The sequence below is a fragment of the Alcaligenes sp. Me129 genome (genome assembly GCF_050487245.1).
In the GTDB taxonomy this organism is placed as follows: domain Bacteria; phylum Pseudomonadota; class Gammaproteobacteria; order Burkholderiales; family Burkholderiaceae_B; genus Alcaligenes; species Alcaligenes phenolicus.
Genome location: NZ_JBKQGX010000013.1, coordinates 60,696 through 84,608, shown reverse-complemented (window position 1 = coordinate 84,608; position 23,913 = coordinate 60,696). Strand labels below are relative to the sequence as shown.

Below are 23,913 nucleotides of genomic sequence, written 5' to 3'. Positions count from 1 at the left end.
GCATTGCAATAGCGAGGAGCAAACGATGGGAATCAACCCTGAAAAAATCGAAGCCTTGGTCGATGCACGTAATGGACGCGTCACCCCCTCCATTTACACCGACCCGGATATTTATGAGCTGGAGCTGGAGCGCATCTTTGGCCGCACCTGGCTGTTCTTGTGCCACACCAGCCAGATTCCCAAAGCGGGAGACTTCTTCAATACCTATATGGGCGAGGACCCGATCATCGTGGTTCGTCAGAAAGACGGCTCGATCAAGGCCTTCCTGAACCAATGCCGACACCGCTCCATGCGCGTCTCTTATGCAGACTCGGGCAACACCAAAGCCTTTACCTGTCCCTACCACGGCTGGAGCTACGGCACCAACGGCGATCTGGTGGATGTACCGCTGGAGCCGCGCGCTTATCCGCAAGGCTTGTGCAAGGAAAAGTGGGGCCTGCAGGAAGTAACCCGCGTCAAAGTATACAAAGGCCTGGTCTTTGGCAATTGGGACGCCACAGCGCCTGATCTGGAAGAGTACATGGGCGACATTGCCTGGTACCTGGACGGTGTGCTGGACCGACGCGAAGGCGGCACTGAAATCATCGGTGGTGTTCAGAAATGGACCATCGAATGCAACTGGAAATTCCCCGCCGAACAGTTTGCCTCCGACCAGTATCACGCCCTGTTCTCGCACGCCTCTGCCGTGCAAGTGCTGGGCCAGAAACCCGGTGACGAGGACAAGGCTCTGGGCGCCGGACAAACCGCACGCCCGGTTTGGGAAACCGCCAAGGACGCCGTCCAGTACGGCCAGCGCGGCCATGGCAGTGGCTTCTTCTTTACCGAGCAGCCTGACGCCAACGTGTGGGTGGACGGTGAAGTCTCCCAGTACTTCCGCGACACCTATGCCGAAGCCCACGAACGCCTGGGTGAAGTCCGCGCCCTGCGCCTGGCCGGTCACAACAATATGTTCCCTACCCTGAGCTGGTTGAACGGCACCGCCACACTACGCGTCTGGCATCCCCGTGGTCCTAATCAGGTAGAAGTCTGGGCCTTTTGCATTGCCGATGCAGCCGCTCCCGACGATGTAAAAGCCGCCTTCGAGCGCAGCGCTACCCGCGCCTTCGGTCCCGCCGGTTTCCTGGAACAGGACGACTCCGAGAACTGGGCTGAAATCCAGAAAATCCTGCGTGGCAAACGCGCTCGCGGCACGCAACTGTGCATGGAAATGGGCTTGGGTAACGAAGGGCTGCGCAGCGATGGCGTACCCGGGGTGACCAATTACATCTTCTCCGAGACCGCCGCCCGTGGCCTGTACAAGTACTGGGCCGACCTGATGGTGTCCGAAACCTGGGATGAAGTACTGGAACGCAGCCGTGCCTACGAAGAGGAGCTGGTGAAATGAGCGCCGTCATTCAAGAGCCAAGCCAAGCTGCCATCGTCGACATGCAGCTGCATCACGAGATTGCCGACTTTTTGTACCAGGAAGCCGAACTGCTGGATGACTGGCAGTTCCGTGACTGGCTGGACCTGCTGTCCGAGGATGTGCACTACCACATGCGCAGCACGACCAATGCGCAAACCCGCGATCGTCGGCGCAGTGTGCAGCCACCGAGCACCTGGATCTTCAACGACAACAAGTTCCAGCTGGAGCGCCGCGTCGCACGTCTGGAAACCGGCATGGCCTGGGCGGAAGAGCCACCCTCCCGCACCCGTCACTTTGTGAGCAATCTGCGTATCCGCCCAACGAGCGATGGCCAGGGCTACGAGATCCGCAGCAACTACATCCTGTACCGCGCTCAGAAAGAACGGGATGAGACCTGGTATGCCGGCAAACGCATTGATTGCGTGCGCCGCAGCGACAACCGCTTTGGTTGGGAGCTGTATGAACGCGAAATCGTTCTGGATCAGGTCGTCATTACCTCCCACAACTTAAGCGTTCTGTTCTGAACCCGCTTATTTTCCGATGTTGATTGATATGACCCGCATTACTGCATGTGAAACCGGTGCGCTGGCCGATGGCGAAGCACTGAAGATAGACACCCCCGAGCGCCAGATCGCCTTGTTCAATATCGCTGGCACCTTCTACGCCACGGACGACCGCTGTACCCACGGCAACGCGTCCATGTCCGAAGGCTATGTCGAGGACGACGGCACCGTGGAGTGCCCCTTGCACGCTGCCCGCTTCTGTCTGAAAACGGGCGCGGCACTGTGCCAGCCCGCCACGGAAGCGCTGCGTACCTATCCGGTCATCATCAGCGAAGGCATGGTCTATATCGATCTGGAGGCCCAGGCATGAAAGGCTGGCTTGAAAACGAAGTCGCACTGATCACCGGAGGCGGCTCCGGCCTGGGCCTGGCTCTGGTGGAACGCTTTTTGAAAGAAGGGGCCAAGGTGGCCGTGCTGGAACGCTCGGCAGAAAAATGCGCCCAGCTGGAGCAGCACTTTGAAGGCAAGGTGCTGGCCATCCAGGGCGATGTGTGCAGCGCGGCCGACAATCAAAAGGCCGTGGATGCCACAATGGCCCGCTTTGGCAAGCTGGACTGCTTTATTGGCAATGCGGCCGTCTGGGATCACGGCGCACGCCTGATCAACACCAGCATGGAGCAATTGGACAAAGGCTTTGATGAGCTGTTTGCCATCAACGTCAAAGGCTATCTGCTTGGGGCCAAAGCGGCCGCCGCCGAACTGGTGAAATCCTGCGGCAGCATGATCTTTACCTTGAGCAACTCCGCCTTCTACGCCGAAGGCGGTGGCCCTTTGTACACCGCCAGCAAGCACGCGGCGGTCGGTCTGATTCGTGAACTGGCATTCGAGCTGGCCCCCAAGGTACGCGTCAATGGCGTGGGCCCTTGCGGCATGAAAACCGATCTGCGCGGACCGCAGGCTTTGGGTCAGCAAGACACCCGCATCATGGACTCACGCTCGCCCGATGCAATCAAGGCCATCCTGCCCCTGCAGTTCTTCCCCGAACCAGAAGAATTTACCGGCCCCTTTGTGCTGCTGGCATCACGCCAGAACAACCAGACGCTGACCGGCGTCATGATCAATGCTGATGCGGGCCTGGGTATCCGGGGCATCCGCAATGTGGCTGGCGGTCTGGAGCTGTGATGCAAGCACCACATATCCTCATTATTGGAGCTGGGCAGGCCGGTACCACAGCAGCCGCTGAACTGCGCAGCCGTGGCTTTCAAGGCTCGATCACGCTGGTCGGTGATGAGCCTCATCTGCCCTATGAGCGTCCGCCGCTGTCCAAGGACGCCTTGCTCAACCCCGAACAGGCCCAACTGACACTGCACCCCGCAAGTTTCTACCAGGAACAGAATATCGATCTGAGACTGGGCGTACGTGCTGTGGCCATTGATGCTCAAGCTCGTCAGGTCAGTCTGTCCAATGGTGACAGCCTGAACTACGACTCGCTGCTGTTGGCCACCGGTGCGCAGGCTCGACGCCTGCCCGAACTGGATGCCTTGGGTTCTGTATCGCATGTGCTGCGCACCCTGGACGATGCCCATCGCATTCGCGCCCAGATCAAACCCGGTAGTCATGCACTGCTGGTAGGGGCTGGCGTGATTGGTCTGGAGCTGGCCTCCAGCCTGGTCGCCATGGGCGCAACTGTCGAGCTGATCGACCCGGCCACCCGCATCATGTCGCGCAATGCTCCCGAAGTCTTGAGCGATTACTTGCTCAGCGTCCATCAAGCGCGTGGCGTCCACATTCATCTGGGCACCCATGTCGAGCATGCAAGCCTTGAAGCTGAACAAAAAATTGCTTTGACACTCAGCAACGGCAAGACACTGCGAGGTGATCTGCTGATTTACGGCGTAGGCGTCACCATAGACACCTGCCTGGCTGACAGTGCCGGGCTAAATACCGAGCAAGGCGCCGTGGTCATTGATGAGCATGGCCGCAGTTCCTGCCCAGGCATTTATGCCGCCGGCGACACCACCGTTCAGATCGGACTGGATGGCCGCTGGCAGCGGCAGGAAACCTGGGAGAACGCCAACCGCCAGGCCGTGATGGCTGTGTGCCACATGCTGAACCAGGAACCCGCCAAAGCCACTCCCTCCTGGTTCTGGACCGACCAATGCGACCTGAATATTCAATTCGCCGGGGAGATGCAGGCGGCTCATTGGGTCCTGCGTGGCTCACTGCAGCAAACGCCATTTGTGCTGATCGGCCTGGACCCGGAAGGTGCCATCTGTGGCGCCATCACCGTCAACCAAGGTCGCGACATGCGTCCCTTGAAGGAATTGATTGAACAAAGAGCCATCTTGCCATTGGAGGTCTGGGCCGATACCACCCAGGCCCTGCGCAATCTGGCCAAACAGGGGGCGAGCCTTGCGCTTGCCGCACAAGCCGCGGCTCCATGCGTCGCGGCCCCTTCACACTCATAAAACAGGAGACCGGGATGCAGGCACATCTGGAGTGCTTATCGCACACCCCCTTGCTGGGTCATCACGACCCGGCACAGGCCGTGCTGGACGAAGTCTTTGCAGTACAAAAAGCCGCCCGCGAGCGCATTGCCGCCTTCAAACCGGATTTGATCGTGCTGTTCACGCCCGATCACTTCAATGGTTTTTTCTATAACGTCATGCCCAGCTTTTGCATCGGCACAGGCGCCCATGCGATTGGGGATTTTGGCAGTCTGGCCGGGCGCTTGAACGTGCCCTTTGAGCTGGCTACCGACTGCGCCACCCATGTCATCAATAGCGGTGTGGATGTGGCGATTTCGCACGATATGCAGGTCGATCACGGTGCTGCCTATCCGCTGGAGCATCTGGTAGGCAGTCTGGATCAGTACCCGGTTATTCCGGTGTTCATCAACTCGGTAGCGGCCCCCCTGCCCACGTTCAAGCGTGCACGCCTGCTGGGTGAAGCCATCGGTCAATGGGCCCGTTCTACCGGAAAACGCGTGCTGTGGCTGGGTTCCGGCGGGCTGTCCCATCAGCCACCCGTGCCCGTTTACGCCGAAGCGCCCGAACCCGTGCGCCGCTCCCTGGATGGCGAAGGCTACACCCTATCGCCCGAAGCCCGTGCCGCTCGCACCCAGCGCACGATTGATGCTGGCAAGGCTTTCACCCAGGACCCCTCGGTGTTGCATCCGCTTAACCCCGAGTGGGACCAGAACTTTCTGGATCTGCTGCAAACGCAAAGCTATGCCCAGCTTGATGAGGTCGCCAACGACGCGGTCTCCGCCCTGGCAGGCCGCAGCGCCCACGAAGTCAAAACCTGGGTAGCCGCCTTTGCCGGGCTGTCGGCCTATGGCCCTTACGAAGCAGGCCATCGCTACTACCGCGAAATTCCCGAGTGGATTGCCGGTTTTGGCGGCTTGTCCGCCCATCCCAGCAAGAACTGAAATCCACCACAACAAAACATCAGGAGATTGTCATGAGTCTTAATGAAGCTGATTACAGCCGTTTCGCGACCGTGGTCGAGGAAGGCAAGGAACTGCGCATTCACTACAACGATCTGGGCCAGGGCGAACAGACCGTCGTCATGCTGCACGGCTCGGGCCCCGGTGCAACCGGTTGGGCCAACTTCAACCGCAATATCGAACCCCTGACCCAGGCCGGCTATCGCGTCTTGCTGATTGACTGCCCCGGCTGGGGCAAGAGCGACTCCATCGTCAACAGCGGTTCGCGCTCGGATTTGAATGCCCGTGTCGTCAAAAGCATCATCGACCAGTTGGGCATAGCCAAGATTCACATGCTGGGCAACTCCATGGGCGGACATAGCTCGGTGGCCTTTGCCCTGACCTGGCCCGAACGCGTGGCCAAACTGGTTCTGATGGGCGGCGGCACAGGTGGCATGAGCCTGTTCACCCCCATGCCCAGCGAAGGCATCAAGCTGCTGAACGGCCTGTACCGCGAACCTACGCTGGAAAACCTGAAGCGCTTTAACAATGTCTTTGTGTTCGATGCCAGCGTCCTGACCGAAGAACTGCTGCAAGCCCGTCTGAACAATATGCTCAGCCGCAAGGATCACCTGGAAAACTTCCTGAAATCCCTGGAAGCCAACCCGCGCCAGTTCCCCGATTTCAGCCCGCGCCTGCCCAGCATCACCGCCCCCACCCTGATCATCTGGGGCCGTCAGGACCGTGTCGTTCCTTTTGACACCGGCCTGCGCTTGCTGGCGGGTATCCCGAACTCCGAGCTGCACGTCTACAACCAATGCGGCCACTGGGCGCAATGGGAACACGCCGAGAAGTTCAACCAGCTGGTGCTGGACTTCCTGGAGCGTTGAGATGAGCGAATCATCCATTGAACTGCTGGACACGCTGGCTGCCCGCCTGCGCCAGGCCGAACACAGCGGTCAGGCCATTGAACCGATTCGCGCTCTGATCGGTGAAGACAATGCCCAGGCCGCTTACGACATCCAGCGTATCAATATTGCTCGTGGCGTAGCGCAGGGACGCCGCCTGACGGGCCGCAAGATCGGTCTGACCAACCCCAAGGTGCAAAAGCAGTTGGGCGTGGACCAGCCCGACTTCGGCGCCCTGTTTGCCGACATGGCCTATGGCGATGGCGACTCCGTCCCCTTCGAACGTGTATTGCAGCCCAAGATCGAGGCCGAAATCGCCCTGATTCTGGAGCGCGACCTGTCCCACGCCGACACCAGCTTTGCGGATGTCGCCACCGCCGTAGGCTGGGTCATGCCTTCTTTGGAAATTGTGGGCAGCCGCATCGAAAACTGGGACATCCGCTTTGTCGATACCGTGGCCGACAACGCCTCCAGCGGCCTGTATGTGCTGGGCGGACCCGCCCGTCGCCTGGATGGTCTGGACCTGCGCGCCGCCCGCATGACTCTGCTGCGTAACGGCGAAGCGGCCTCCAGCGGCAGTGGTGCCGAGTGCCTGGGCCACCCCTTTAATGCAGCCGCCTGGCTGGCCCGCACCCTGGCCAAACTGGGTGATCCGCTCAAGGCCGGGGATGTCATTCTGACCGGCGCTCTGGGCCCCATGGCGCCGGTGGCCAGCGGCGATCACTTTGAAGCCGTGATCGAGGGCATAGGCTCGGTATCGGTCACCTTCAGCGCAGGCTAAGTCCTCTTTGTTCGGAGTAACACACATGACAAACCCCAAAATTGCCGTCGCCATTATTGGCTCGGGCAATATCGGCACCGACCTGATGATCAAGGTACTGCGCCAAAGCAAATACCTGAGCATGGGTGCCATGGTCGGTATCGACCCCAGCTCGGACGGCCTGGCCCGTGCGGCACGGCTGGGCGTGCCCACCACCCATGAAGGTATTGAAGGGCTGTTGAAGCTGCCCAACTTCCAGGACATTCGTATTGTGTTCGATGCCACCAGTGCTGGAGCCCATGCCCGCCACAATGCGCTGCTGCAAGAACACGGCATCAAGGTGATTGACCTGACGCCTGCCGCCATTGGCCCGTACACCGTGCCCGTGGTGAACCTGGAAGACAATCTGGACGCGCCCAACATCAATATGGTGACCTGCGGCGGACAGGCCACCGTGCCCATCATCGCGGCCATCTCGCAAGTCACCCCCGTGCACTATGCGGAAATCATTGCCTCCATCTCGTCCAAATCCGCAGGTCCCGGCACACGCGCCAATATCGACGAGTTCACGGAAACCACCAGCAAAGCCATGCAAGTGGTAGGCGGCGCACAGGTAGGCAAAGCCATTATTGTGCTGAACCCGGCCGAGCCCCCGCTCCTGATGCGCGACACCATCTACACCCTGACTGATCCGGGCAAAGAGGCTGAAATCGAGCAATCGGTTGAAGCTATGGCAGCCCAGGTTCAGGCCTATGTGCCCGGCTATCGCCTCAAGCAAAAAGTGCAATTTGACCTGATCCGGGAAGACCAGCCCATCAATGTGCCCGGTCTGGGCTTGCGCTCCGGTCTGAAAACGTCGGTCTTTATCGAGGTGGAAGGTGCGGCCCATTATCTGCCCGCTTACGCAGGCAATCTGGACATCATGACCAGCACCGCCCTGGCCTGTGCCGAGCGTCTGGCACAAACCCGCTTGCTGACGCAGGCCGCATGATTAGCAAGGACACGAACATGGCACACGATTCACAAAAAAAGCTTTTTATTTCCGATGTGACCTTGCGCGACGGCAGCCACGCCGTGCGTCACCAGTACAGCGTGCAGAACGCCATCGACATTGCCCGTGCCCTGGACCAGGCCAAGGTGGACTCGATTGAAGTGGCCCACGGTGACGGGCTGTGCGGCTCCAGCTTCAACTACGGCTTTGGGGCGCACTCTGATCTGGAGTGGATCGAGGCAGTGGCCTCGGTCGTGCAGCACGCCAAGATTGCCACCTTGCTGCTGCCGGGCATTGGCACCATTCATGATCTGAAAGCCGCCTACGACGCCGGCGCACGCATCGTACGCGTTGCCACGCACTGTACGGAAGCGGACGTCAGCAAGCAGTACATCGAATACGCCCGCTCGCTGGGCATGGATGCCGCCGGCTTTTTGATGATGAGCCACATGACCAGTCCGCAGCATCTGGCCGAACAGGCCAAGCTGATGGAAAGCTACGGAGCAACCTGCTGCTATGTGGTCGACTCGGGCGGTGCCTTGAACATGAACGATGTGCGCGAACGCTTCCGGGCCTTCAAGGATGTACTCAAGCCTGAAACCCAGACCGGCATTCACGCCCACCACAACCTGTCCCTGGGCGTGGCCAACAGCATTGTGGCCGTTGAAGAAGGCTGTGATCGCATTGATGCCAGCCTGGCAGGCATGGGCGCCGGTGCCGGCAATGCACCGCTGGAGGTCTTTATTGCGGCTGCCGAACGCATGGGCTGGAACCATGGCACCGATCTGTACACCCTGATGGATGCCGCCGACGACATTGTGCGCCCTCTGCAGGATCGCCCGGTCCGCGTGGACCGTGAAACCCTGGCCCTGGGTTATGCCGGTGTCTACAGCAGCTTCTTGCGCCACAGCGAAGCCGCAGCCAACAAGTACGGCCTGAAAGTCGTGGACATTCTGGTCGAACTGGGCAAACGCCGCATGGTGGGCGGACAGGAAGACATGATCGTGGACGTGGCCCTGGACTTGCTGCAGCGCCAAGGCGCCACAGCCTGATTCCGAGACTCTAAAAAAAAGTTCTACCCCCGCTCAGCGCTGCCTTGCCGCGCAATGAGCGGGTTTCTGCACCCTGAATTCGGGGCGGGCAGGGGGCAGAAGCAACAAGAAAAACGTCCCGGTCAACCGAGGAGACATAGCAATGACACATACTCAAGGCCGCAGACATGCGGTCATCACCGTGGCGATCTGCTTTCTGATCGCCGTTATCGAAGGCATGGACATCCAGGCCGCTGGTATTGCCGTGAAAGGCGTAGCAGCAGAGTTTGGTCTGGATAAAACCTACCAAGGTTATTTTCTAAGTGCGGGCATTCTGGGGTTGCTGCCCGGTTCGCTGATGGGCGGGCGCTGGGCCGATAAATACGGTCGCAAGGCCGTGCTGATTGCCTCGGTCGCCATCTTTGCCCTGTTTACCTTGTTCACCGCCTGGGTCAATAGCCTGGCCATCCTGTTGATGGTGCGCTTTCTGGCCGGAGCCGGTCTAGGCGCGGCCATGCCCAATCTGATTACGCTGGCTGCCGAATCCGTCAAACCAGAACACCGTGCCCGTGCAGTGGGCATGATGTATGCGGGCATGCCTGTTGGGGCCGCCATTCTGTCCCTGGTCGCCGCCTCCAACTTTGGTGAAAACTGGAAAAACATCTTCTATCTGGGCGGCCTGCTCCCCCTGTTGGTTATTCCTGTCATGGTATGGTTCCTGCCCGAATCACGCGAGTTCCTGCAGGCTCGACAAAGCCCTGCTGTCGTTCAAGGACGCTTCCAGGATCTGTTCAGCAATGGTCTGGCCACCCGCACCCTGCTCTTGTGGGTCAGCTATTTTTTCACGCTGATGGTGGTCTACCTGATGCTGAGCTGGCTTCCTTCCCTGTTCCAGGAACTGGGCTTTAGCCGCAAGGAAGGCAGCACAGCCCAATTCTGGTTCATGATCAGCGCAACCGTGGGCACCGTCTTGTTAGGGTATCTGACCGACCGCTGGCACAAAACCCTGGTTATTGCACTGATGTACGGCGGTATTCTGGCTGGTTTGTTAAGCCTGAACGCCGCATCCGGCCTGACGCAGATGTATTGGGCTGCCGCACTGACGGGTGCGTTTGTGATTGGTTGCCAGGGCGTCTTGTATGCCTTTGGCGGTATTGTCTACCCTACTTCCGTACGTGCCACTGGCGTCGGCACCGCTGCAGCCGTTGGCCGTATCGGCGCAACGCTGGGTCCAACCCTTGCAGGCATGTTGCTTAGCCAGGGGTATGGAGCCGCTGGCGTCATCAGCTCGGCAATTCCCTGCATTATTGTTTCAGCCTTGTGCATGCTGCTGGTAGTCCGTCAGATCAGTCAGGAGCAGGCAAGAGCATCCGGCAGCCCCGCCCTGCCAGCCGCTGGAAAAGCTTGAGAACAGAGCCAATTGCAGCTTGGAATCCAGCTGCAACCTGAACACCAGCCCTCCTGGAGTCAGCCCTTGCATCAAGGGCTGCGTTCTACCTGGAAGACGCACCCCACACATACGTAGTTCCCCAAGCTTGAATTCGTCTTCAAGCTTGGGGGCTGCTCGGGGGGACTGCCCCCTTCTTCAGCGATTTCCGTCTGTGCAATCCACCTGGCCTCACTGGTGGCAATCCCCGACAAGAATGAAAACAAGAATAAAGAATGGCGGGATACAATGGCCGGCTGCTATTTGGCAGCCGAGATTTTTATAGCCAGGCTTGGCGCTGCAGCAGAAAACAACAAGGTGCCTGGCCCTGCACGGAAACACGGATGATGGACACAGTAATTCTTCTTCTGGTCGCCGCAATAGCCCTGCACTTTGTGCGGGCACGGTATCAACGCGGACGCATTATCTTGCTGGGTCGCCACTTGAGCAGCTTCCAGCTGGAACGCCATATGGAAACGCTGACGGAAGGCTATACCCGCGCGATTGGCGAACAGGACCCCTCACGCCAACTGCAGGTGTTGGAGATGTTTGCCCAGACCGAAAACGCGGTAGCCACCCAGATTCAATCCCTGGCCGACCTTCTGCAAAAAGAACCAGCAGAAAACACCCGAGTAGGCATGCTGCCCTTTTGCGTGCCCTATGCCGAACGCATCATCCCCTCCATGACGCGCGACTTCCGCCAGCTATTGCAGATTCATGCTGCCGGGCTGCGTCATATGGTGGACAACCCCGAACAGCTGGACCCAAAAAGCCGGGCCTTTCATCTGTCCGCCGAGCTATACCTGTTTCAACACAGCTGCCACTGGTTCTGCAAATCCCGAACAGTGGCAGATGCACGCCTGCTGGCACGCCATAAGGTGACACATCAAAAGGTGCTGGAGTCCGTGTCCACCCAAACCCGCAATGCCTATTTACGCTGGCAGGAACCCGCCACCAGCAAATAAAAAAAGCGGAGCCCCTTGGCTCCGCTTTTTTCTTCCTGCGTATCAGGGATACACAATCACAAAAGTTGCAGCCGCTTCCAAAGGCCCCGGTCTGACATCTGATTCGGTTTTATTGGGCAGCCGTACATACTGAGCGGTAAAACCGGTAGACAGTACAGCACCATCCGTCAGAGCCGGCCCTACAGAAGGCGCATAACGCGACGGCACCCAGGAGCCTGAAGGCGCAGGACCAAAAGGCAGGGGGTCAGATTCACCGCGATGAAACAAACGTATCCCGACTGCCGGATTGCTTGAGAGCAAATAATTTTTATTCGTTGCACTATCCCTGGTGTCGGTGAAATAGATATTCAGTTTGGTGTCTTTGGTACAACCCGTTCCCTCAATCAAGAAATGGGCTTGCCCTGACGCACCTGAAGAGCGACTTGCACCTGCAGGCACAATCTGACCGGGATCAACGGGTCCCAGAACCACATTTTGAGTCAAGGTACTGGTCGAGAACTTACAGCTGGGCAAGGCAGGTTTGGGCAACTCAGGCACTTGCACGGTGCCGGTCAAAGCCGCCATGGGGTCCACGAACCCATTAATACAAAGCTGTGCATTAGCCGTGCCCTTTTGATTGGCTGTCATAACAAGGACTTTATTGGCTTCAGTAAAGGTCAGTTTGCCGCCTTTATATACCTTGTCATCAATAACCACCAGTTCAAAACTGTAGAACTGGGCCAGCGTGTAACTGGCCGTTGTTCGCGCTCGTAGCACAGAAATCCACGGGCTACTGGAAATAATCGTTCCCTGCGGAGCACTTGGTCCGATTGGCGTCAAAGAGACAGTGGAGGCGTACCCCGCCCAGCGAACGACCAAACCCAACCCTGGCATCCCACTCAAGGGAACTGCTTGATAAGCGTTATCCACTATCTGCCCGCTTGCATAGACATCCACTGTTTCGCCGTGGGCAATGGGCATGTAGTACTCAGCATAGGCAGACGTACGCCCTACAATATCGCCATTTTTAAAGACGGTGCCGCTAGGGGCCATGCTCCAGCTTGAGCGTGCCGTCAGGTCTCGGGACCTGAAACAGCTCGTTGACTGAGCCTGGACCTGGCCCATCCCGACAAGCAAGGCAATGGGCAGCATCAATGCTTTAGCCCACACGAATCGCTGGCGGGAAAACTCCTGTTTCCTGAATATACGGTTCCACATATCACGCATCTCATTCATCAAAATTCGTTTCCAACCCCTATCGGGGCCAATTAATGATGAAATTTTAAAAGCGCAGTCTATTCAATTATTTAAGATTATTCCTAGAGTTATTTCTCCGCTCTTAATTGATACTCAAACCCAATCAAGCTTAATCGTCAAGAATTGCAAACCAAGCAAACAAGCCACTTGACAGAACAAAACAATTAAAAAAAACATTCTCAATTAATAGGACTGCATTTTAAGAATAGTCCTAAATCTTTTCCCCGATTGATTTCCTAAACTTCAATTGTGCCCAAACAGAGCACACTCCTGGGAACCTTAGAGCGCCCCAAGGCGTACAACAAGGTTGCTTCGTTTGTCCAACAATCGGAAGTCAAATCAATCATGAAAAAGATCCTTTTCGGCCTCACTATCCTTTCCGCTTTTGCTGCTGCCGGTGCTCAAGCCGAATCCACTATCGGTGCCCGCGGCAACATCAACTTTGTAGGCAGCATCAACGCTGACAGTTGCACCGTGCGTTCTCCTGGTGCTTCCAGCTCCGGTGCCAACATGCTGGTCGATATGGGCCCTGTGTCGGCCAAGACTCTGGGTACGGAAGCGACGCCCGCTACCTCCGCAGGCGGCATCACCTCGATCTCCAAGAACATCGATATGCAGATCGAATGTGCCACCGGCACCAAAGTTGAGCTGAAGCTGGCTCCTACCGCGACCTCCGGCAAGGGTATTGCTGTCACTGGCGGCGCCCAGAACGTGCAGATCATGCTGGTCAGCGACCAAACCATTCTGGACTTCACCAGCGGCACCGCCAAGCTGGAAGCTCCTTACGCTGACGGCGCCATCAACATTCCTCTGACCGCCTACTACACCCGCAAGGCCGGTGCTGAAGTTGCTGATGTTGTCGGTGGCCAAGCCAACGCGACCGTTGCCTACGAGCTGTCTTACGAATAAGACTGCCTGAACCTCTGGCGAAGGGTGATCCCTTTCGCCAGAACTAACCCCTCAAGGAGAATGAACCATGTCCATCTTAACTTTCAAGAAACTGGCTTTTGGATGTCTGGCCCTGAGCGCTGCGCTATTGAGCAACCAGGCCCAGGCATCCATCTCCTTGAGCGGTACCCGCCTGATCCTGCCCGAGAAGCAGCAAGAAGCGTCCATTGTGGTTCGCAACGACAATTCGCCCATCCTGGTTCAGTCCTGGCTGGAAACGAATACCGATCACGATCAAGCAGAACTCCCCTTTGCCATTACCCCTGCACTGGTCAAAGTTGCCCCTAACGGCCAGCAAGTGATGCGTGTGCTCTATGCCGGTGGTGATCAGGGCCTGCCTCGTGACCGCGAAACCGTGCTCTGGCTGAACATCCAGGAAATCCCGCAACAAAGTCCCGGAGACAATCAGCTGCAGATAGCCATTCGCCAACGCATCAAATTATTTTTCCGTCCTGACGGCTTGCCCGGTTCGGCCGCCCAGGCCCCTGTCGATTTGCAGTGGTCCGTGGTCAACGCTCAGGGCGCACCTATGCTGGAGATCCACAACCCCAGCGCTTACCACGTGTCCATGTCCACCCTGCGCACTGCCAAGGGCCAGGAAATGGAAGACCCCGGCATGATTGCCCCTGGCCAGACCCGTCGCTTGCCCTTGGGTCGCTCCGGCGCACAAGACACCTTGCAGTTTCGTGCGATCAGCGACTACGGCAGCGCCGATCCCTATGAAGTTCGCCTGAACGGCCAAAGCAAAGTTCAGGCCCGCGCCTTGAGCTCGGACACTCCGTAAGCCGGCGGCACGACCCGCCACCCACTCCCCGCTTCTCACGTCTGACCCTTTCGGCTACTGGCACCCGGCCAGTAGCAGGAGCCCTTGCACGTCTTCAAATCGTCAATCACGCCCCCTGGGTGCAGAGTCATGTTCACAAAAAACCATCTGTTCTGCCATCGCGTTCATCCCATCAGCCGCCAGCCACTGGCCGCGTTGCGGATTGCCTTGCTGCCCTGCATGGTATTTGCAGCTTGTGCTGCCCAGGCTCAGACGACCGCCTCCGTTACCGTGCCCGCTCCCGAAGAAAACAAGACAGAGCCCGTACAAGTTGCTGCTCTGGATAGCGGCGATTCCATGGCATTTAACATGGCCTTCCTGCAAGGCAACGCCTCCACCGCCGACTTGCGCACCCTGCTCTCGAGCAGCAACGTCGCTGAAGGCGTACAGCGCGTGGACCTGTACGTGAACCAGCAGCGTACCGGACGACGCGACATCACCTTCAAACGCAACCCGCGTACGGACGAAAACGAGCCCTGCTTTGACCAGGAGATGCTCGAGCAGATCGGGATTGATCTGAGCAAATTGCCCGCTCCCGTGTCGGCCGAGTCCACCTGCTTGCGTCTGCCCGAAATTGTGCCTGACGCCACGGTGGTCTACGAAAGTGCCCAATTGCGTCTGCTGCTGAGCATCCCGCAGATCTACCTGAGCCCCAGCAAACGCGGTTATGTTGATCCTTCTTTGTGGGACGAAGGCCAGACAGCTGCCTTTGTGAACTACGGAGTCAATGTGCGCCGCGATCAAAGCAAAGGCATGTCCGCCACCAACCACCTGAGTGCAGACCTGCGCCTGGGTGTGAACATCGGCCCCTGGCGCATACGCAACAACTCCTACTACACCTCGGGCACCAATCGTTCCAGCTCCTTTACCAGCCAGAACACTTATGCCCAGCGCGATATCGTGTCCCTGAAAAGCCAGTTGCTGGCCGGGCAGACGTATACCCGCTCGCCCCTGTTTGACAGTGTGCGCTTTATGGGTGTGCAGATGCTCTCGGACGAGGCCATGCGCCCCGACAGCGAGCAGGGCTACGCGCCGGTTATCCGTGGCACGGCCGAAAGCAATGCCACGGTCGAAGTACGCCAGAACGGCTATGTAATCTACACCACCAACGTCGCCCCCGGTCCTTTCGCCATCAGTGACCTGGCGCCCTCGGGCTCGAACGGTGATCTGGAAATCACCATTATCGAAGCCGATGGTTCGCGTCGCATCTTGCGCCAGGCATTCTCTGCCCCGCCCTTGATGGTGCGTGAAGGCCGCCTGAGCTATGACATCGCCGCCGGTCAACTGCGCCTGAACGACGAAATGCAGGAGCGTCCCCACTTTGTCAGCGGCTCCATGCTGTATGGCGTCAGCGCCAACACCACCCTGGCCGCCGGGGTGCAGGTCTCCAAAGACTTCAATGCCTATTCCCTGGGGGTCGGCATGAACACCCAGTTGGGTGCGGTCTCGCTGGATGCGACCCGCTCCACCAGTCGTGTCCAGGGCCAGCAATCCCAGGGCACCAGCATGAACCTGCGTTACAACAAGTTCATCGAGGCTACGGGCTCGAATGTGTCCATCAATATGCGTCACGACTTGAGCCGTGGCTATCGCACCCTGTCCGATCACGTCACCGCTACAGAAGCGCCAGCGCACTTGCGTCTGTACGGTCAACGTGACTCGCGCCAGCGCATCGATGCCAATATCAGCCAACCTGTAGGTGGTGGCAATCTGTACCTGAGCGCTTCCTACAACAAGAACTGGGAGAACAACTCCTCCAATAGTTTGTCGGTGGGCTACAGCAACCATTTCGGCAAGGTGAACTACAACCTGTCGTACACCCGTACCCGTAACCTGCAGTCTTCCTTTGGTCCTTCGCGCTCGCACGACAACGCAGTCATGCTGACCTTGAGTATCCCTCTGGGCAGCGGACCAAATGCGCCACAAAGCTTTACCACGGTCAGCCATGACAATAGTGGCAATGCCGTCCAGGCTGGTGCCAGCGGTCTATTGCCTACCGAGCGCGAGATCAGTTACGCCGTTGCAGGTGGCCGCAGTGCTGCCGGTGAAAGCAGTGCCTCGGTCAACGTGGGAACAGCAAGCTCTTTTGCCCGCATGAATGCCGGCTACTCCTATGGTAGTCAGCACAGCTCCGGCAACTTCTCGGCCAATGGTTCGATTGTGGCGCATAGCGGCGGGGTGAACCTGGGTCAGGCTCTGGGCGAGACCATCATGCTGGCCAAAGTAGAGCCGCCTGTAGCCGGGGTAGGCGTATCCAGCCACGCAGGTGTCAAGACCGGCTCGAACGGCTACGCCATCATCCCCAATGCCACCCCCTACCGCAGCAACCACGTCAGCCTGGATACACGCAACGCCCCGCGCAATGCCGAATTCGACAACGCCGTGCAGCAAATCGTCCCTACCCGCGGTGCGGTTGCCCTGGCTACTTTCAAGGCCGAAGTCGGTTACCGCGTACAGTTTGAATTGCGCGATGAGCAAGGTGCAGCGTTGCCCTTTGGCGCCATGGTGCGGGATGCCGCCGGCCAGCAACTGGGCATGACCGACCCGCGTGGCCGTATCCTGACCATGGTCTCCCCTGAACAAATGCGCGGCTATCTGGATATCAGCCGTAATGGTCAGCTGTGTCGCGCCCGCTACGAGCTGGCCGAACAAGCCGAAAGCCTGAACTATCAATTGCTTCGCCTGAACTGTGTCAAGCGTGAACCCGATCCCATGCTGCCCGGCGATCTGGCCAAACAAGGCGCAAGCCAGGACGGAACAGTATGAGGCCCGTTCAGCTAAGAGGCAGCCCCATGCGAGAGAACCTGCCCTGCATGCAGGTTCCTCGCTTTCCCAGCGTCTTGCTGGGTGCCTTGTCCTTAATCCTTATCCTGTGTGCCTCCTTGGGCACCGGGGCATATCTGTATGCATCGGCTACGCACCTGATTTCCGAGTATCGTCGGCAACTGAACGGTGCTGCCGACCACGCCCAATTATTTTTTGACCAGCGTGAGGTCCTGCTGCGCGCCGTGGCCGCAGCAGCGGTTTCTCCCGACACCGTGCAGCTCTCGTCCAATAGACAAAACCTGGAAACGCTCGACACCCCGAATAATGGCTCAGCCGATCACTACGTCTTTTTACTGACGCGCCGCCATTGGAATGCCATCCATCGCACAGGCACCTTGCGATACAGCGAGCTGGATCCTGCCCGAGACTACCGTCTGGAGCGCGACGGCCAGCGCCGGTTCTGGGAACCACAGGTGGATGCGCTAGCCACACGCCTGAACACCATCAATAAACAGCCTCACGCCCGGCAAGTTCCCGTGCTCTGGCTACACCAGGACAATGACTCTTTCTCGCAGTTGGTGGCTTACACCCCGATAGACAGAGAAAACCGTCAGGGAGCCTGGTTGGGTCTTGAACTGAACAATATCGACCGCGCCCTGACCTTGACGCCACCACCACCTGGCACGGAATACATTTTGTTCGATATACGCGGGCAAGCTGTTTTGTACAGCAGCTCCCCGCCTGATGCGTCCGAGTTGCGCTGGGTTCAGCAGGACTACTTTGGTTTTGACGGCAAAGGCTGGCCCAAACATATCATCCTGAGCAAATCCATTGGGACGGGCGGCCTGCGCGTACTCTACGCCCTGCCCACCAAACAGTTATTGCACGATGGCCGCAATGCCTTGATCACGGCCTTGCTGACCCTCACCGTCTTTACCACCGTTGTTCTGGTCGGCGCTTGCCTGATACGGAGGCGCTTGTTGCTGCCTGCGCGCCAGCAGCAACAAAGCCTGGTCGATAGCGTGTCCTTGAATCGCAAGCTGGTTGCCATGGCTCCTGTCGGCCTGGCCCTGGTCGACGCTCAAGGTGAAGTGGTTTTTCAAGAAAACCTGCAGGCACGCACCTGGATGCAAGGTGATGATCAATGGCGTACGCGCTTACCCGGTGAGCATGAGCCCAGCACATGCACCGACGTTACCCTGAAGGACGGGCGCAGTGTACGTGTCCATGCCATCAGCTTGCATTACCGCGGACAGCCCGCGGCTCTGTGCTCCATTATTGACGTCACCGCTGAAAAAGCCGAAGAGGCTGCCCTGCGTCACTCCCGCCAACTGGCCGAGAACGCCAACATCGCCAAAACTCAATTCCTGACCACCATGAGTCATGAAATCCGCACGCCCCTGTACGGAATTCTAGGGACGCTGGAGCTCCTGTCTCTGTCCGAAAAGCAGCAACACCCTTCGCCCTATCTGGACACCTTGCGCCGCTCGGCCGAAACACTGTTCCGGGTAGTGGGTGAATCGCTGGACCTGTCTCGTATTGAAGCGGGGCACGTCACCCTGGAACCGCGCGAATTCTGTGCGCAGGAGCAGGTGGATGAAACTATTGCAGCGTTTGCTGCAACCGCACAAAACAAGGGCTTGCTACTGTATTCCATCACCCCTGTCAGGGCCCTGGTTCCCACTATTGGTGATCCCCTGAAGATTCGCCAGATTCTGAGCAACCTGATCAGCAATGCCATCAAGTTCACCACTTCTGGTCATGTGGTGCTGCGTCTGCATACTGAACCCCAGCCGGGCAACCGCCTGTCACTGCGCTTTCAGATTACGGACTCCGGACAGGGCATCAGTGCAGAGGTTCTGCCCAAACTGTTCCTGCCCTATTTCAGCCTTAACGAAGGTGGTGCCAACAAGCAGCCTGGCACGGGTCTGGGCTTGCCCATTTGTCAGCGCCTGGCCAGCCTGATGGGCGGCTCTCTGTCCGTGGTCAGTGAACCGGGCCTGGGCACCAGTATCACGTTCGAAGTGATTCTGCCTGTGGCCTCCCCGCCCGGCACAGCTCCGGCTCCCGAGTCCAAATTAGCATTCCGCCCCGTCTATGTGACTGGAGACATCCCGGAAATCGTCTCCAACGTCAGCAAATGGCTCCGTCATTGGGGTGCCTATGCCCTGCCCTACACCGGGCAAGTCGCCAAACCGGGGGCCGTGCTGGTGCATAGCTGGCCGTCTTTTGCCACCAGTACACCTGAGTGGACAGGCCGCCAGGTCATGGTTCAACCCAATACCCAGACCCAAACCCCTCAAGCCGATAATCCTGACTGCTTCTACACTGCCTCGACCGCCATGGAACACATCATGCAAGCGGTGCAGCAGGCTCAAGCGCTCGATTGCGCGCCTCAGCCGACCAAAGAGACATTAAAACCCTCCGTACGCCCCCAACGTGTACTGGTCGTGGACGACAACCCGGTTAACCGGCAAATTCTTCAGGAGCAATTAACTTTGCTGGGCTGCACGACTCATCTGGAAGCCAGCGGCGAAGCCGCCTTGACACTGGCAAACAAAGATCAATTTGATATTGTGTTTACAGACCTGTTCATGCCCGGCATGGACGGCTACTCTCTGGCCCGCGCCTTGCGTTCGGAAGGCTACCAGGGACGCATTATTGGCATTACCGCCAATGCCATTTTGGATAAAGACAAAGAATGGTCAGCCGCAGGCATGAATGCCCTGCTGATCAAACCTCTGCCCATGGCCGCCTTGCGCGATAGCCTGCAGCCTCCGACCCTCTAAACCAGCCCGACCAGCCACAAATGCTACGTCGCTACCGCGGCGCAGGGCGGTATGATACGGCAGGAATTGCCCAAATCGGCGACCTCACGGAGAACCATGGCCAACTCACCTTTTAATCGTATGACGCGGCGCTCGCGTGGACACACGCGACTATTGCTTAGCGTTATTCCTGTCTCCTTCGTTTTGCTGGGCGCTCTGGTCGTAGGCGGCCAGCATTTTTTCAGCCAGGAGCGCCATCGTCTGAAATCCGATTTCGCCGTGACGGTGGCCTATATCCACGAACAGGAACGATTTTTAGCGCAGCTCAAGGCAGATGCCGCCAAACTGCAAGCCGGGCCGGAGCCAGAACCTCCACCGGTAGAAAGCGGCCGTTCCGTGAGTATCTGGCGGCCAACAGCCAGCGTCTCGTTTTCCATGATTTGCGAACAGCACTGCCGCGCCCCCAAAGAGGCCTACGGAACCTTGGGGGCTGATCTGGCCGACAGCTTTGCGTCCTTTTGGGCCAGATCCTATTTTCCGTCCGGCTACCTGTTCCTGTTCCATCCCGACATGGAAGACAGCCTGAGCATTCCGGAGCTGGAATCCTCCCGTACAGATACGGTCCTGCCTATTGCGTCGCACAAAGAAGCACGCGACCACGTCCAGCCCTGGAGCACGCCTTTACCCGGTCCACAAGCAGTGAAGTGGGTTTCCCTGCCCGACCACCCCTTGCATATGCTGGGCATCATCCCGGTTGCCTTGCCCGGACTGCCCGTACCTGGTGCAGACCCGGCCCGATTCCAGGCCATGAGTCTGTTTGACAAAGGCAGGCTGCGGGAATTTTTCAATCAGTCCGAAGCGCCTGTCGGGTATCGATTCTGGCTGCACCATACCCAGCAGGGTTTGCTGATCGGTAAAAACGACTCCCCTGATTTGCAGCACGATGGTTTTAGCATCAGCTGGCGGGGCCTGGCCTTTCAAATGAGCGATCCCTCCGGCACCTGGACAGGGCGCTACCTGATCAGCCCCAGTCAGTTGCTGGACAGCACATGGGTGCCCCTGGGCACGGTCGTATTTTTATTGCTGAGTTTGCTGGGCGGCATGGCTTATGCCCGCTGGTACGGGCGCCGTGTGGTGGAGCCAGCACGTCAGGCCCAACGTGCACTGCTGGAAAGCCGGGACTTCAACCGCAGCATCATTGATACCTCGCCGGTAGCTCTGTGCGTGATCAGCAAAGAAAAGCGGCAGATTATTTTTGGCAATGCCCAGGCACTGGAATGGCTGGGGCTGGATGCGGGGGATGTATTACCTGAACAGGCACCGCTAGCCTTGGCCCTGAACACCTTGCAGCAACAGGGAGCGCAGGCCACCGAAGGCAAAGTAGATTTAGCAGACGGACGTAGCCTGCATTTGGCCTGCGCACCCAGCCGCTACCATGAGCAGGACGTTCTGCTGTGTGTGTTGATGGACCTGACGGCACAAGAAGAAATCCAGCGTGAACTGGAACGCGCGCGCGCGGCCGCCGATGAAGCCAGTACGGCCAAGTCCGCTTTCCTGGCCACGATGAGTCATGAGATTCGCACGCCCCTTTACGGCGTTTTGGGCTCCCTGGAGTTGCTGTCCATGACCGAATTAAATAGCCAGCAGCATCAACAGGTAGACCGAATTCAAGGTGCCTCGCACCAGTTGTTGCAGATCATCAGTGACATTCTGGATATCAGCCGGATTGAAGCGGGCCAGACCCATGTGCAGTCGGTACCCCTGGACCCGATTGCTTTGGTCCAGGATTGCACTGCCACCTATACCGCCATGGCTCAGCAAAAAAACCTGCTGCTGTTTTGCCATATAGACCCGGATGTCCCTTCCTGCGTCCTGGGCGATCCTCTGCACATACGTCAGATTCTGAGCAATCTGATCAGCAATGCCGTCAAGTTCACTCAGGCAGGGCACATTATTGTGCGACTGCGTCTTGAGCAGATTGCCCACGGAAAAGCCCAATTAATGTTTCAGGTGGCTGATAGTGGCGTGGGCATTGAGCACGAACGACAGGACAAGCTGTTTACCCCCTTTTATGTCGCCCATGCGGGCGAGCACACTATACGAGGGGCAGGCTTGGGCCTGTCCATCTGTGCCCGTCTGGCCGAACTGATGGACAGTCAGATTCAGTTAACCAGTGAACCAGGACTGGGCAGCAGTTTCTCCTTTACGCTGAATCTGGACATAGAGCCCAAAGAGACCCAAACCCGCCCTGCCCCGAACCTGCATGGCATGAAGCTGCATGTGCGAACACCCCATGCCGAATTGTCCGAGTCGATCTGCAATTGGCTTATCCGCTGGAATGCCCAGGCACAAGCCCTGCTGCCCAGCGACTCCCTGACAGGCCAGGCCGAAGAGATCTTGCTGGATGTGATGATGCCCGGCAGCCAGCCGGTACCTCATTGGCTCGGCTCCTACCTCAGTGTCTCGGCACGCGATGGCAGTAGTACCTTGCCCGAGGCGGATGGCACCAGTCCCGAAAGCATCGCTCGTTCCCTGGAGCGCTGGCAGACACAACAACATGCCACGCCGGCACAAATCCTGGAGTCCACGCCACCCGCCAAAACAGCGATCAAGCCCCCCAGCCGCCCAGGCCTGCATGTGCTGGTCGCTGAAGACAACCCGCTCAATCAGGCGACCTTGCGTGAACAGCTGGAGCGTTTGGGATATCAGGTAACCCTGGCTCAAGATGGCGAAGAGGCCTTGAGTCTGTGGGATGACAACAACCATGATTTGCTACTGACAGACGTCAATATGCCCAATATGACGGGCTACGAGCTGGCACGTCATCTGCGTGCACAAGGCATGAATGCACCCATCATTGGCATTACCGCCAACGCCATGCGCGACGAAGCCCAGCGCTGTACGCAAAGCGGCATGAACGCATGCCTGGTCAAGCCCATGAATCTGGCCACCTTGAGCAGTCTGCTGGAATCGTTAGCTACCTCACCTGTGCCCAAACGCTATCGGGACATTTTCCGCAGCACCATGAGCAAGGATTTACAGACCCTGGAACAAGCCCTGCATGAGCAAAACGCGGCGCAAAGCCAGGCCGTCCTGCATCGCATGGCTGGAGCTCTGGTGGTAATGGGTCTGCATGAAATCGCGGACAGAGTGAAAGAACTGGAACAGAATTTCAGGCAAAATACTCAACAAACTGAAACACAAGTTCATACAGCCGCTGCCGTGTGCCAGGCACTACGCGAGCTGATTGAACAAGTCTAGCAAAACAGGCAAGGAAACCCGAATGCCCGCCATTCAGAAACTGCGCGTCATCATTGCAGACGATCACCCATTGATTTTGATGGGGATACGCGAGCTGCTGGGCCGCGATATCAACCTGAGCGTTGAGGCCGTAGCTGCCAGCCCCTCGGAGCTGGTCGAGCACCTGCAGAAAAACCAGCCCGATACCATCATTACCGACTACTCCATGCCCGGCGATGAGCAGTATGGCGACGGGATGCGCTTCATTTCTTATCTACGGCGCCACTTTCCCGACGTCAAACTGATTGTGCTGACCATGGTGTCCAACCCCATGATTATTTCTTCTTTGTACGATGCTGGCGTACAAGGAGTTGTCCTCAAACAGGACGAGCTCTCTGAAGTCCTGGTCGCCCTGCACTTGTTGCGCCAAGGCGTGAAGTACTACCCGGCCAATTTCAAGCAAGATACGCCCAAAGACGTGCTGACCAGCTCGGTACAGGAACGCCTGGAGTCCCTGAGCCCCCGGGAATTTGAAGTCCTGCGCCTGTTTGCCATGGGAGACTCCATCAGCGCCATTGCTGAACAATTAAACCGCAGCATCAAGACTATCAGCGCCCAAAAAGCATCGGCCATGCGCAAACTGAACGTGCATAACAACCAGGACCTGATTGCGTTCTGTACCCAGAACAACCTGTTCTCCTGAATACGCACAAGGC

19 protein-coding genes are annotated in these 23,913 nt (G+C 58.1%); 18 read left to right on the top strand and 1 reads right to left on the bottom strand.

The genetic code is table 11. The features are described 5' to 3' along the window. Positions 1-25 precede the first annotated feature (25 nt). The 12 genes from hcaE (at position 26) to ACLPGZ_RS13905 (ending at position 11,416) form a co-directional block, all read left to right on the top strand. Positions 26-1,384 carry a 3-phenylpropionate/cinnamic acid dioxygenase subunit alpha gene (hcaE, locus tag ACLPGZ_RS13960; RefSeq protein WP_009459253.1) on the top strand — a complete coding sequence of 453 codons (1,359 nt, stop codon included), beginning with the start codon at positions 26-28 and terminating at the stop codon, positions 1,382-1,384. After that, the gene (hcaF, locus tag ACLPGZ_RS13955) at positions 1,381-1,929 is read left to right on the top strand and encodes a 3-phenylpropionate/cinnamic acid dioxygenase subunit beta (RefSeq protein WP_035272051.1); all 549 of its coding nucleotides are present in this window, start codon (positions 1,381-1,383) and stop codon (positions 1,927-1,929) included. The genes hcaE and hcaF overlap by 4 nt, the downstream gene beginning before the upstream one ends. Before the next feature lie 28 nt (positions 1,930-1,957). Continuing rightward, a complete protein-coding gene (hcaC, locus tag ACLPGZ_RS13950; protein ID WP_060186504.1) occupies positions 1,958-2,278 on the top strand; it encodes a 3-phenylpropionate/cinnamic acid dioxygenase ferredoxin subunit in 321 nt (106 codons plus the stop codon). Beyond that, positions 2,275-3,090, top strand: coding sequence for a 3-phenylpropionate-dihydrodiol/cinnamic acid-dihydrodiol dehydrogenase (gene hcaB / locus ACLPGZ_RS13945; RefSeq protein ID WP_239054547.1), 816 nt, complete (start codon positions 2,275-2,277; stop codon positions 3,088-3,090). The genes hcaC and hcaB overlap by 4 nt, the downstream gene beginning before the upstream one ends. Next, the gene (gene hcaD / locus ACLPGZ_RS13940; RefSeq protein ID WP_115633970.1) at positions 3,090-4,376 is read left to right on the top strand and encodes a 3-phenylpropionate/cinnamic acid dioxygenase ferredoxin--NAD(+) reductase subunit; all 1,287 of its coding nucleotides are present in this window, start codon (positions 3,090-3,092) and stop codon (positions 4,374-4,376) included. The genes hcaB and hcaD overlap by 1 nt, the downstream gene beginning before the upstream one ends. Before the next feature lie 14 nt (positions 4,377-4,390). Beyond that, positions 4,391-5,338: a 3-carboxyethylcatechol 2,3-dioxygenase gene (locus ACLPGZ_RS13935; protein ID WP_203145563.1), complete on the top strand. Its 948-nt coding sequence runs from the start codon at positions 4,391-4,393 to the stop codon at positions 5,336-5,338. A 32-nt stretch (positions 5,339-5,370) separates the two neighbouring features. Then, positions 5,371-6,225 (top strand): alpha/beta fold hydrolase, encoded by an 855-nt coding sequence (locus tag ACLPGZ_RS13930; protein ID WP_088450650.1) that lies wholly within the window; start codon positions 5,371-5,373, stop codon positions 6,223-6,225. 1 nt (position 6,226) lies between these two features. Then, positions 6,227-7,024 carry a 2-keto-4-pentenoate hydratase gene (gene mhpD / locus ACLPGZ_RS13925; RefSeq protein ID WP_429641564.1) on the top strand — a complete coding sequence of 266 codons (798 nt, stop codon included), beginning with the start codon at positions 6,227-6,229 and terminating at the stop codon, positions 7,022-7,024. A 25-nt stretch (positions 7,025-7,049) separates the two neighbouring features. Beyond that, a complete protein-coding gene (locus ACLPGZ_RS13920) occupies positions 7,050-7,994 on the top strand; it encodes an acetaldehyde dehydrogenase (acetylating) (RefSeq protein ID WP_203145562.1) in 945 nt (314 codons plus the stop codon). Positions 7,995-8,011: 17 nt separating this feature from the next. Continuing rightward, positions 8,012-9,046: a 4-hydroxy-2-oxovalerate aldolase gene (gene dmpG, locus ACLPGZ_RS13915; protein ID WP_115634055.1), complete on the top strand. Its 1,035-nt coding sequence runs from the start codon at positions 8,012-8,014 to the stop codon at positions 9,044-9,046. 142 nt (positions 9,047-9,188) lie between these two features. After that, on the top strand, positions 9,189-10,433 hold the full coding sequence (gene mhpT, locus ACLPGZ_RS13910; protein WP_268380181.1) for a 3-(3-hydroxy-phenyl)propionate transporter MhpT: 1,245 nt from the start codon (positions 9,189-9,191) through the stop codon (positions 10,431-10,433). A 362-nt stretch (positions 10,434-10,795) separates the two neighbouring features. Further along, positions 10,796-11,416, top strand: coding sequence for a hypothetical protein (locus ACLPGZ_RS13905; RefSeq protein ID WP_238441753.1), 621 nt, complete (start codon positions 10,796-10,798; stop codon positions 11,414-11,416). Positions 11,417-11,458: 42 nt separating this feature from the next. Here the strand turns inward: ACLPGZ_RS13905 and ACLPGZ_RS13900 are convergent, their stop codons facing one another. Beyond that, positions 11,459-12,631 (bottom strand): fimbrial protein, encoded by a 1,173-nt coding sequence (locus ACLPGZ_RS13900; protein ID WP_081055412.1) that lies wholly within the window; start codon positions 12,629-12,631, stop codon positions 11,459-11,461. Between the two features lie 366 nt (positions 12,632-12,997). Between ACLPGZ_RS13900 and ACLPGZ_RS13895 the strand changes: the two genes are divergently transcribed. From ACLPGZ_RS13895 to ACLPGZ_RS13870, 6 genes are all read left to right on the top strand, one after another. Continuing rightward, positions 12,998-13,561, top strand: a complete 564-nt coding sequence (locus ACLPGZ_RS13895) for a fimbrial protein (RefSeq protein WP_009459276.1) — start codon at positions 12,998-13,000, stop codon at positions 13,559-13,561. A 67-nt stretch (positions 13,562-13,628) separates the two neighbouring features. After that, on the top strand, positions 13,629-14,384 hold the full coding sequence (locus ACLPGZ_RS13890; RefSeq protein WP_429641560.1) for a fimbrial biogenesis chaperone: 756 nt from the start codon (positions 13,629-13,631) through the stop codon (positions 14,382-14,384). A gap of 129 nt (positions 14,385-14,513) precedes the next feature. After that, positions 14,514-17,189: a fimbria/pilus outer membrane usher protein gene (locus ACLPGZ_RS13885; protein ID WP_429641558.1), complete on the top strand. Its 2,676-nt coding sequence runs from the start codon at positions 14,514-14,516 to the stop codon at positions 17,187-17,189. Positions 17,190-17,215: 26 nt separating this feature from the next. Beyond that, complete coding sequence (locus ACLPGZ_RS13880; protein ID WP_239054549.1) at positions 17,216-19,978, top strand: ATP-binding protein; 2,763 nt, start codon at positions 17,216-17,218, stop codon at positions 19,976-19,978. Between the two features lie 96 nt (positions 19,979-20,074). After that, positions 20,075-23,218, top strand: coding sequence for a hybrid sensor histidine kinase/response regulator (locus tag ACLPGZ_RS13875; RefSeq protein ID WP_239054550.1), 3,144 nt, complete (start codon positions 20,075-20,077; stop codon positions 23,216-23,218). A 22-nt stretch (positions 23,219-23,240) separates the two neighbouring features. After that, entirely contained in the window at positions 23,241-23,900 is a 660-nt protein-coding gene (locus ACLPGZ_RS13870) for a response regulator (protein WP_035272032.1), read from the top strand. Positions 23,901-23,913 lie beyond the last annotated feature (13 nt).

Bases quoted from the DNA above. Each gene is read 5' to 3' on its own strand.
- hcaE (WP_009459253.1), top strand. From the start codon at position 26: ATGGGAATCAACCCTGAAAAAATCGAAGCCTTGGTCGATGCACGTAAT.
- hcaF (WP_035272051.1), top strand. From the start codon at position 1,381: ATGAGCGCCGTCATTCAAGAGCCAAGCCAAGCTGCCATCGTCGACATG.
- hcaC (WP_060186504.1), top strand. From the start codon at position 1,958: ATGACCCGCATTACTGCATGTGAAACCGGTGCGCTGGCCGATGGCGAA.
- hcaB (WP_239054547.1), top strand. From the start codon at position 2,275: ATGAAAGGCTGGCTTGAAAACGAAGTCGCACTGATCACCGGAGGCGGC.
- hcaD (WP_115633970.1), top strand. From the start codon at position 3,090: ATGCAAGCACCACATATCCTCATTATTGGAGCTGGGCAGGCCGGTACC.
- ACLPGZ_RS13935 (WP_203145563.1), top strand. From the start codon at position 4,391: ATGCAGGCACATCTGGAGTGCTTATCGCACACCCCCTTGCTGGGTCAT.
- ACLPGZ_RS13930 (WP_088450650.1), top strand. From the start codon at position 5,371: ATGAGTCTTAATGAAGCTGATTACAGCCGTTTCGCGACCGTGGTCGAG.
- mhpD (WP_429641564.1), top strand. From the start codon at position 6,227: ATGAGCGAATCATCCATTGAACTGCTGGACACGCTGGCTGCCCGCCTG.
- ACLPGZ_RS13920 (WP_203145562.1), top strand. From the start codon at position 7,050: ATGACAAACCCCAAAATTGCCGTCGCCATTATTGGCTCGGGCAATATC.
- dmpG (WP_115634055.1), top strand. From the start codon at position 8,012: ATGGCACACGATTCACAAAAAAAGCTTTTTATTTCCGATGTGACCTTG.
- mhpT (WP_268380181.1), top strand. From the start codon at position 9,189: ATGACACATACTCAAGGCCGCAGACATGCGGTCATCACCGTGGCGATC.
- ACLPGZ_RS13905 (WP_238441753.1), top strand. From the start codon at position 10,796: ATGATGGACACAGTAATTCTTCTTCTGGTCGCCGCAATAGCCCTGCAC.
- ACLPGZ_RS13900 (WP_081055412.1), bottom strand. From the start codon at position 12,631: ATGAATGAGATGCGTGATATGTGGAACCGTATATTCAGGAAACAGGAG.
- ACLPGZ_RS13895 (WP_009459276.1), top strand. From the start codon at position 12,998: ATGAAAAAGATCCTTTTCGGCCTCACTATCCTTTCCGCTTTTGCTGCT.
- ACLPGZ_RS13890 (WP_429641560.1), top strand. From the start codon at position 13,629: ATGTCCATCTTAACTTTCAAGAAACTGGCTTTTGGATGTCTGGCCCTG.
- ACLPGZ_RS13885 (WP_429641558.1), top strand. From the start codon at position 14,514: ATGTTCACAAAAAACCATCTGTTCTGCCATCGCGTTCATCCCATCAGC.
- ACLPGZ_RS13880 (WP_239054549.1), top strand. From the start codon at position 17,216: ATGCGAGAGAACCTGCCCTGCATGCAGGTTCCTCGCTTTCCCAGCGTC.
- ACLPGZ_RS13875 (WP_239054550.1), top strand. From the start codon at position 20,075: ATGGCCAACTCACCTTTTAATCGTATGACGCGGCGCTCGCGTGGACAC.
- ACLPGZ_RS13870 (WP_035272032.1), top strand. From the start codon at position 23,241: ATGCCCGCCATTCAGAAACTGCGCGTCATCATTGCAGACGATCACCCA.